The 10727-nt window shown below is 34.5% G+C and carries 8 protein-coding genes; all 8 read right to left on the reverse strand.

Annotation, left to right across the window (positions count from 1 at the left end; all coding sequences use genetic code 11):
- The coding region (locus WBN21_RS08310) for a molybdopterin-dependent oxidoreductase (protein WP_424199248.1) at positions 1-2545 on the reverse strand (2545 nt) is incomplete at its 3' end.
- A gap of 201 nt (positions 2546-2746) precedes the next feature.
- Positions 2747-4168: an MFS transporter gene (locus WBN21_RS08315; protein WP_424199250.1), complete on the reverse strand. Its 1422-nt coding sequence runs from the start codon at positions 4166-4168 to the stop codon at positions 2747-2749.
- Positions 4169-4559: 391 nt separating this feature from the next.
- Positions 4560-5225 carry a response regulator gene (locus WBN21_RS08320; RefSeq protein WP_424199252.1) on the reverse strand — a complete coding sequence of 222 codons (666 nt, stop codon included), beginning with the start codon at positions 5223-5225 and terminating at the stop codon, positions 4560-4562.
- A gap of 400 nt (positions 5226-5625) precedes the next feature.
- Positions 5626-6006, reverse strand: coding sequence for a RidA family protein (locus WBN21_RS08325; RefSeq protein WP_424199254.1), 381 nt, complete (start codon positions 6004-6006; stop codon positions 5626-5628).
- A 9-nt stretch (positions 6007-6015) separates the two neighbouring features.
- The gene (locus WBN21_RS08330) at positions 6016-7830 is read right to left on the reverse strand and encodes an ATP-binding protein (RefSeq protein ID WP_424199255.1); all 1815 of its coding nucleotides are present in this window, start codon (positions 7828-7830) and stop codon (positions 6016-6018) included.
- A 10-nt stretch (positions 7831-7840) separates the two neighbouring features.
- A complete protein-coding gene (locus tag WBN21_RS08335) occupies positions 7841-8425 on the reverse strand; it encodes a DUF4202 domain-containing protein (protein ID WP_424199257.1) in 585 nt (194 codons plus the stop codon).
- Between the two features lie 12 nt (positions 8426-8437).
- Entirely contained in the window at positions 8438-8815 is a 378-nt protein-coding gene (gene nirD / locus WBN21_RS08340) for a nitrite reductase small subunit NirD (RefSeq protein ID WP_424199259.1), read from the reverse strand.
- A gap of 210 nt (positions 8816-9025) precedes the next feature.
- A partial coding sequence (gene nirB / locus WBN21_RS08345; protein WP_424199261.1) for a nitrite reductase large subunit NirB occupies positions 9026-10727 on the reverse strand: 1702 nt, incomplete at its 5' end.

Consider the following 10727-nt stretch of genomic DNA (forward strand, 5'->3'; position numbering starts at 1 on the left):
GCGGTAATCCTGTGGCGTTTAAGTAGTTTTTAAACCTATCGGCATCACTTTTATTACGCATAGTAAAACGACCTGGTAAATCTATCTGTACATCTTTAGGAACAAACGCTCGACTTCCCGTTGCTAGAATTAACTTATCGAAACTATGAGTTTCACTAGTATTATCAGTTACATACTTTTCAACTTTACAAATTTCAGTAATATAAGTTTCAGGATGTAATTGAATGTTTAGTCTACCTAATTCTTTCTCCTTAATTTTTAAAAGCTGCTCCCATGATAACTCTTCAGTAACATATTCTGGTAACAAAACTCGGTTATAAAATAGGTTTGGTTCTTTTGAAAACACATGAATTTCATCGGTTTCATTTTGTTCTCTATAATTTTGAATAAACCTGAAAGCCGCAGCACCAGCACCTACAACAATAATTTTTTCGGCTACTTTTTTATATTTTGAAACAGATACTCGTGTAAATTTAAAATCAGGTTCTTTGGAAACAGGATCAATATGTGTGTTGGTTAAATTGTTAGCTCTATTAAGGTTGCTTTGCAATTGTTTTCCCCAATGCATTGGCAAAAATACCACGCCCTTTTTAATAGTATCTGTAATTTTTGCTCTCACTCTTACCTGTCCATTTTCGCCTTTTATTTCTGTAATATCACCGTTTTTTATTTTATTTAAATAAGCATCAACTGGATGAATTTCTAAAACTGGTGTTGGGTAATGTGTTTTTAGGCGCGACACCTTTCCTGTTTTGGTCATGGTATGCCATTGATCTCTAACTCTACCTGTAGTTAAAATTAATGGAAAGTCTTCATTTGGTTGATCCGATGTATTTTCAATTGAATTTGGTAAATTAAATTGTGCTTTTTGAGATGGTGTATAAAACTTTTTATCTTCAAACAATCGTGGTGTGCCTTGATGTCTGTGTTCTGGAACTGGCCATTGAAACGTGCCTTCATTTTTTAACCGATCATAATTCAAAAAAGACACATCAATATTTGTGCCTTTGGTCATGGATGCATATTCATCATATATCTCGCTTGCATTATTAAAGTTAAAACCTCTAAAACCCATCCGCTGCGCAAAATCACAAAAGATTTCAACATCTGGTCTGGCTTCACCCGGCGCTTCAATTGCTTTAGGTAAATGAGAAATTCGTCTTTCAGAATTCGTCATGGTGCCTTCTTTCTCTAACCATGCTGCTGCAGGTAACACTAAATCTGCAAAAGCAACCGTATCAGACTTATGAGATATCTCTTGAACCACAACAAACTTGGCGTTTTTCATGGCTTTTTCAATCCGGTTCAAATTTGGTAAACTTACTAATGGGTTTGTACAAGCAATCCAAACTGCTTTCAATTTTCCACTTTCTAAAGCATCAAACATTTCGGTGGCCGTTAATCCGGGTTTCGGATTGATTTTATCTACACCCCAAAACTGTGCTACTTCACGACGATGCTCTTCATTTCCTAAATCTTTATGAACGGCTAAAAGATTAGCCATGCCTCCTACTTCGCGTCCGCCCATAGCATTTGGCTGTCCTGTTAAAGAAAACGGCCCAGCTCCTGGTTTTCCAACTTGGCCAGTAATTAATGATAAATTTAGAAGTGATGTGTTTTTGTCTGTTCCTATAACGCTTTGATTAAGCCCCATGGTCCACATGCTTATAAAGCCTTTTGATAGCCCAATAATGTCGGCAGCTTTTCTAATATCTTTTTCCTCAACACCACATAATTTAGACGCTTGCTTTAAAGACGTTTTAAATATAAGCTCTTTATAGGCCTCAAAACCTTCGGTGTGATTATTTATAAAATCCTCATCAATTAATCCGCGCTTATATAAGCATCTTCCAATGGCATTGTTCAGAATAACATCGGTACCAGGATTGAGCTGTAAATGTAAATCGGCAAAATTGGCTGTGTCTGTTTTACGAGGATCGATTACAATAATCTTTACATCTGGATTTTCTTCTTTCCGCTTTTCAATACGCCTGAATAAAATAGGATGACACCACGCTGGATTAGCTCCAGTAATTAAAAAAGTATCAGCCAATTCAATATCTTCATAAGAAACTGGCACACTATCTTCACCAAAAGTTTTCTTATAGCCAACCACGGCAGAACTCATGCATAAGCGCGAGTTTGTATCAATGTTATTCGTACCAATAAACCCTTTTGTTAGTTTATTTGCTATGTAATATTCTTCGGTTAAACTCTGCCCTGACACATAAAACGCTACACTATCCGGACCATGTTTTTTAATGATCGATTTAAAAACACTTGCCGCTCTATCTAAAGCATCGTCCCAACTTACTCGCTCACGTGGATGCGAACGACTCCAGCGCATTTCCGGATATAAAATTCTATCGGAAGTATCATTGGCAACGTAATGTAAATTCATGCCTTTAGAGCACAACATCCCCTTATTTACTGGGTGATCTTTGTCGCCTTCAACCAACACTTTATTATTACTATCTTTTTTAATAATAATGCCGCAGCCTACACCACAATATGAACACGTTGTTTTTACTTCGCTTTTAATCATCAGGACCTACATTTTATACTAAACTAAGCTATTTATTCACTATTTTAAAGTGTATACATTATTATTCTTAATACCATAAAAAAGGTGCTTTATATTTTTAAATTAATAATAATGAGCACCTTAAATAATTAATTATATTTATCAATCGCATACTTTTTTAATTTTCACTTATGCGGAATTGTGAGTATGACGCTTTTAATTTTAAATATTAATTGGAATAAGATCTTCTTCGTTTACATTTGAATCCATTTCGGCAACTTTTTCATCTTCGGTTGAAAAACGAATAGCCAATGAAACAATTGCTGTTACAACAACCACCACACCTATAATGAAATACCCACTAGAAACAGCTGCTGATGCTGCTGCTGATTGTGCTGCATTTACTGCGGCTTCACCTAATCCTTCATTAGCTGCAATAGCTGCCTTTTCTGCTACTGCCGATTGTGATTTTAATAACATCGCCGCTAAAAACGCCCCTACATTTCCTCCTGCTCCTACAATACCAGAAACTGATCCTATAGCTTTTTTATTAATAAATGGCACTACTGAAAAGGTTGCTCCTTCAGCCATTTGAACAGATAAACTAAATAAAATTAAAAATATAAAACCAACTACAATGCTTGTTGTTGCTGAAAAAGTCATTAACATAACACCTTGAACTGCTAAAATGGCTGCCAAGAATAAAACACGACCTCTTAAGCCCTTTAACTTTCCAAATTTATCTCCAAAGAATCCACCAAGTGTTCTTGCAAAAATGTTCATTAATGCAAATGATAATACTATGTTTCCTGCGGTTACTCTTTCCAATTGAAACGTGTTTTGCAAATAATCATCCATTGTTCCGTAAACGGTTAATTCAATTCCGAAACAAGCTGCGTAAACTACAAATAAAATCCATGTTCTGTAATCTTTTAAAACCGTTCCAAATCCAACTTGATCTTTCTTTTTCCCTACTTTAATACCAGATTCTCTTAGTTCTTTAAAATTTCCTTCTGGAGTATCTTGAGTAAAAAAGTAATAGATAATTCCCATAATGAAGCAAACAATTCCAGCAATTACCATAGAATATCTCCAAGCTTCCCCTTCGGCAACACCAAAACCAACTACTGCGGCTGCAATTAATGGCATCCCTAATCGGTTAGCACCACCACCAAGATTTCCCCATCCTGCAGATGTGGCATTTGCCGTTCCAACAATATTTGGTGCAAACATTAAAGAGGTATGTACTTGTGTGATTACGAATGATGCGCCAATAAATCCAATAAATAATCTGCACACCAAAAATTGTGTTGGAGTTTGTACTAATCCACATAGAATAACTGGAATAGCACCTAACATAAGTAACCAGGTGTAGCATAAACGCGGTCCATACTTATCACATAATTTTCCAATTAAAAGACGTGCAAATACAGTTCCTGAAACCGCTAAAATAATAGAGTTCCATTTTTGATCTGGTGTTAAACCTAAATCTTTAACAACATCTGGCATAAACGGTACAATACCAAACCATGCAAAAAAGCATAAGAAAAATGATATAGCAGTAATCCAAAATGTACGTATTGGTAAGCTTTTTAAGTTATAAAGCTTTAATGTTGTGGACTTTGTTTGTTTTATCGTATTCATAATTACGTATTTTTATAATACAAAACTAAGTATATTTACTTAATTTACTTATATAAAAATTACGTAATTAAAAAGAATTATGAAGTTGATAATTTAGAATTGTGGATTTTGCGGAATTTGTAATATGGCCTTTGAAATTTGTCGAATTTTGAGAATTTCAGAACATGGCGATTCTAATTATAAAGTAGAAAAAAGCAAATATGAACCGAATAATTATTATTGCCCATGAACTTATGTAGACATTCCAAGATGCTATACTTCTATTATCAAAATCTGTAGGCTCATTCTTTTTAACCTTATAAATCAGCAAAAAAATAGCCAAATGCAAAATTGTAATTCCAGAAAAAACAGGATATTTTTCTAATAAATTAAATCCATTTTCATTTAAAGATTAAACCAAGCCAAATTCCTTAGCCTTATTACTCAACTCCATCAAATTTTTAACATCAAGCTTTTTCATAAGGTTAAAACGGTGCACTTCAGCTGTACGTTTGCTGATTTTGAGTTCATCAGCAATATCTTTATTGTTTTTTAATTGAAGTACTAAATTAAGTATTTGCTTTTCACGTTTAGTGAGTTTAAAAGGATCTTCTTTAATTTCTGTTTTTGGTACAACAGCTGAATTTGTATTTCCGTTTACGAAGTTATTCATTATTATAGCCGAAACATCGCCTGTAAAATATTTACCACCCGAGGCGACTTTATGTATCGCTTTAAGGAATTCTTCTTTACTTGCACCTTTTAATAAATAACCATCTGCTCCAGCTTGAATAGCTTGCACTACGTATTCTTCTGAATCATGCATGGAAAGCACTAAAGTCCGAACATCTGTATAGATTTTATTAACTTCCCTAACAGCCTCAATACCGTTCATTTCTGGCATTCGGATATCAATAATTAACACGTGAGGTTTGTTTCTAGCTAAAACTTCCAAAGCCTCTTTTCCGTTTGATGCTTCATCAATAACTACAATTCCAGATTGATCTTCTAAAAGTGCTTTGATTCCATCTCTTACTAAAACGTGATCGTCGGCAAGTACAACATTAATAATATCCATAAAGTAAATTTATAAATACAAAAATACGTATTTATATGAAAACTACGTAATTTTAATAAGTAGCTTTGATTTATAATAAAATCTTGTGCGATGTCTCCTAATATCGACTTGACTAAAAGTTTCAAATTAGATTTCCATGTCATTTCGAGGAATTGAATAATCACATAAAATGAATACTGTTTATTCGATTTTTGCTATAATGGTAAAAAAAATCAGCGATTATCCGTGAATTCTGGGGGAAATTTTGCAATTCACGATTGTTTATTATCCTGCAGATTTCAAAGATTTACGCAGATTAAAAACAAATATTTGATTTTTTTTAGAACACCTTAAAGGAGTCGGTATTATAAAACAATTAATAGGTTTATGATATTTTGCGGACAATCAAAAAAGAATTAACCTAAGATTTTAATGCGGTTACTTGAATTTCAATTTTCATTTTGCTACCAGCCAATTCTGCAGAAAACATGGTTGCTGCAGGTTTAATGGTACCAAAATATTTTTTTAAAATAGGCCAGCATTTTTCAAATTCATGAGTATTCGTTAAAATATATGTAACACGAACAACATCAGACAAACTTGCATCAGCTTTTTCCAAAGTATTTTTAATATTTATAAGGCATTGTTCAGCTTGCTCAACAATATCATCACTAATGGTCATAGTATCGTAATTATACCCTGTGGTTCCCGATACAAATACCCAATCCCCTTGCACAACTGCTCTTGAATAGCCTATTTTCTCTTCGAATGTAGACCCTGTACTTATTAGTTTTCTTTTCATAATATATTATTAATTTAATGGAATATTTAAGGTAACCCGAGTCCCTTTTCCTTCTTCCGAAGTTAAAAATAAACGCCCATCAATATATTTAATACGTTCCTTCATAAACGTCATCCCCATGCCTCCATCGCCTGTTTTTACATGTTTAACCTTATCAGGATCAAACCCTTTGCCGTTATCATCAATAACAATACTTAACAATTTTTTACTGTGTGATAACGACACTATAATATGTGTAGACTCGGCGTATTTAATGGCGTTATTTATAGCTTCCTGTGTAATCCGATAAATATTAATTTCGGCTAGTGAATCTAAGCGCTGATTGAAATCCGTTTTATTAAAAAACACAATTTCCTTTCCGGTAAGTTTCCCCAACTCAAAAGTTAATTTTGTAATTGCTGGTACAATGCCATGATCGGTTAATTCAGGTGGTGTTAAATTAAAAGTGGCCGTTCTTACCCCTTTAATAATATCGGTTGTTAGCGCTTTTAGATGTTCAATTTTTGAGGTAGCCTTTGCAATATCTTTTGTATCAATACTTTCTAAATTATATTTTAAACCAGTTAGCATCTGCCCAATGCCATCATGCACATCTTTGGCTATGCGGTTTTGTTCTTTTTCCTGGTTTTCAATAATCTTACTAGAAATAATTTTTTGCTGATTCATCTGCTCCTCAAAACTCTTTTCTGTCAACCTATTAATCTCTAATTGGGCTATTTTTCTCTCGGTAATATCTGATGCAATAATTAATAATTCCGATTTGTCTTCAGTAGGATTGAATGGAATAACAGCCATTTCTAACCAAATGGCTCTTCCTTCTTTTGCTGTTGCTTTAAACTCACCTTGCCAACCTGTTTTTTTGAATTTTCGAATTAATTCTTCAATTGCTAATTGTTCAGTTTCAACACGTGATAAGACATTCCAAAACAAAGCCGATTCATTAAATTTAGAAAACTTAAATAATCTAGAAAATTTATCACCAAAATGAACGACTTGTCCATTTGGTGAAATTCGTGCAAAAAGTAATGTTTCATCCATTACGCGATTTAAGGCACGCAATTCTTTAATGGATTTTTCCTTTGATCTACTTAATTCATCGGCATCAAAAGCCATTTTCTTTGCTTTCTTTTCAGCAGATAACAAATCGGCTAATACCGCCTTAACAGATTTTGCAGCAGGCCAAAAAATGAATAAAAATTCGCCTAACAGAATTAATAAAGTAAGTGACGTTAACCAAAATTCTAATTTGCGCAACCAATCAACTTTTGCTTCTGCTTCATTTTCATATTGATTTACAATGGCATCCATCATGGTTAAAAAGTACGCTTCTTTAGCTTTCACCTTATCAATATCAGGTAAATAAAACTCTAAAGGCAATGGCGGATTATTTTCTATTTTTTTTATGATGGATTTTGATGCAAAACTAATGGTATCAAAAACAGGATTTAATAGGCTAAACTTAGCACTAACATTTTTACTAGTCTTATTAGGTAAGCCCAAACTATCATGGCCATTTTGGAGAGCATTGTGAGATAGCTCCCAAATATGAAGCGTTTCTTTAATTTTATTTTTTAAAAGGAGGCGATTTTCTTGATTGGTTTCTGCTGAAAGTGATACGATTTCTTTGGTCAGTTTCTGACTCAACATACGCTGCCGGCCTGCTACATTGATAACTTTAGAATCACTTTCTTGACCGCTAAGATGTGCGCGTATTAATATTTGACTCACTATAACTGAAAGTGCAATGGTACTTAAAGCAATAATATATAAACGGCGTAATTTATCAAACGTTCTTTGGTCTAATGAATTACTCGACTTTGTCATTATGTTACATTTATGAAATAGCTTGTTTTACTAAATCCAAACTTTTATCTGAGAATGGCAGTTTTAAAGCAGCTTGATGTCCTTTATCAGACATTTTTACCCATGTTTTTTTAAGGATATCAATAATTTTTTCATCGTCGTGCTTAGCCGCAAACTCCTCAAAGTAGTAATCTAAAAACACCAGGCAAATAGTATCTTCAAGTGTTTGAGATTCTTCGTTTTTCTTAATAAGTTTTTTAAGAATAATAGCTTTAACTCTATCTGTAAATTGATCGTCAAAACCCACTTGTTTTAATATCTCAGCCGTTAAATTAGCGTGCATTTTCTTTAAAGTCTCGCGCCATTTCAAGTAACCAACGCGGTCCATCGGGTATTCATTTCGGGCAATTTTCCAACGGCAAATATGCTGTGCACGCGCTGCAATTTGTAATGCCTTAGACGCATTTGGTTCAAATTGCAACAATTTTCTTGTCATTCGTTGCGAGTATAACAATTCTTTTGGGTAATTCATTCCAGCAACCTCGTACGTGTTTGTATCTTCAGAGTTTGCTTTATCAATTAATGCAATGGCAGTTTCAAATCGCGTTGGCTTCATTTTCGTAAGGTATTAGTCCGAAAAGCCAATATACACATTTCCCTTTTCAATTTTAACAGGATAAGTCGCAATTTTTAAATCTTCGCCAGCCAAATTACTTCCATCTTCCAAGGAGAAATTCTTTTTATGCATTGGACAAGCCACCTTGGGGATATCATTTTTATCGCCAATCATCCCTAACGACAATACCATTTCCATTTTATGCGGACACAAATTTTGTGTTGCGTACCACTTCCCAGTTCTTGCAAAATTATAAACTGCAATCTGCTTGGTTTTATACTTAATACAGGCACCACTATCCTCAGGAAAATCAGCAGGCGTACCAACTTTAAACCAAGTTTTTACATCTTTTTCTGTAACTGATTTGTACTGTTCTAATATATTTTCCATCCTTAAAAAGTGTTATTTTTATTCTAAATTTTTATTTGGGCGTTACCACTAGGGTCGGGCTTTACGTTACAAGTCCTCGCACCTTCGGGCTATGGGCTTTCCTCTGCAATCCCTAACGCGGGCTAGTTTGCAATTTTTAGTTTTCAGTAATTAGTCATTAACCTATCCGCAAACTTGCTCACTTCTAACTTCGTACTTCCAACTTCAAGCTTAGTTTTCCCAAGCCTTAGGCATCTTTTGTCCTCTCATTGGAACAAACTCTAAATTATCATCTGTATCATCAGAATTCACAAAATGCTTAAAACGTTTCATCATTTCAGGATTCTCGATAGCCTCTTTCCATTCACATTCGTACTTATTTACCAGTCCTTGCATTTCAGTTTCCAAATCTTCAGCAATTCCTAAGGAATCTTCAATAACCACTTTTTTCAAGTAATCAATACCACCTTCTAATTTATCCAACCAAGGAGCCGTTCTCACTAAAGGTCCGGCAGTTCTAATATAATACATTAAAAATCTGTCTAAGTATTTTACAACAGTTTCATCATCCAATTGCTCTGCCAATAAAACCGCATGCTTTGGTGTAGCACCTCCGTTTCCACAAACGTATAAGTTCCAACCACCATCAACAGCAATCAATCCAAAATCTTTTCCTCTGGCCTCAGCACATTCTCTAATACATCCCGAAACGCCTCCTTTTAATTTATGCGGCGAACGTAATCCTCTATATCTATTCTCAATATCAATGGCAAATGTTACACTCTCGTGCATTCCATAACGACACCAAGTAGAACCTACACAACTTTTTACAGTTCTTAAAGATTTTCCGTAGGCATGCCCACTTTCAAAACCAGCATCAATCAATTCTTTCCAAATTAATGGTAACTCATGAATTTGAGCACCAAATAAATCAATACGTTGCCCACCAGTAATTTTAGTGTATAGATCGTATTTTTTAGCCACTTCGCCAATAACAATTAATTGGTCTGGAGTAATCTCACCACCAGCAACTCTTGGCACTACAGAATAGGTTCCATTACGTTGAATATTTGCTAAAAACCTATCGTTAGTATCTTGTATGGTTGGCTGTCTATTAGCCGTTTCCATAGTAATTGTTGCAAAAATTGACGCTAATAATGGTTTACAGGTTTCGCAACCATGACCTTCTCCAAATAAATTAAGAGCTTCTTGATAATCTGGTACTTCGTTAATTTTTATTAGGTCGTATAATTCTTGACGGCTAAAATCAAAGTGTTCACATATGGTTGTTTTGACTTCTTTACCTAACGATTTTAAAGTTTCGTTTACTAAATCGGTAACCATGGGCTTACAACCGCCGCAACCTGTAGTGGCTTTTGTTTTAGCAATAACGTCGTCTAAACTTGCGCAATCGCCATCAGTAATAGCACAGCAAACATCGCCTTTCGTGACACTTTCACAAGAACATACTTGTGCTACATCTGGAATATCTAAAACACTTCCAAAGGACGAACCACCTTCGCCTCTACTTCCCAAAATTAATTCTTCGGCATCCTCAGGAATTGGTAATCCGTTTAAATAAATTTGATGGAACATATTATAATCAGAAGCATCTCCAACAAGAATACCGCCTAATAATTTTTTACCATCGTGACTTATATTGACACGTTTATATAAATCTTTAGTTTTGTTTTCATAAATAATGGAGTACCCTTTTTCAACCGGCATAAACGGTTCACCATAACTCGCTACATCTACACCAATAAGTTTTAATTTGGTAGACATATCAATATCCTCAGCCATTACCACATCGCGATTACCCAAAATTTGATTAACCGCTACATCTGCCATATCATACCCTGGAGCTACTAAACCGTATATCATTTGGTTATAAAGAGCGACTTCGCCAATGGCATATATTTCCGAATCAGAG

Source organism: Algibacter sp., assembly GCF_049667265.1.
Classification (GTDB): domain Bacteria; phylum Bacteroidota; class Bacteroidia; order Flavobacteriales; family Flavobacteriaceae; genus Algibacter_B.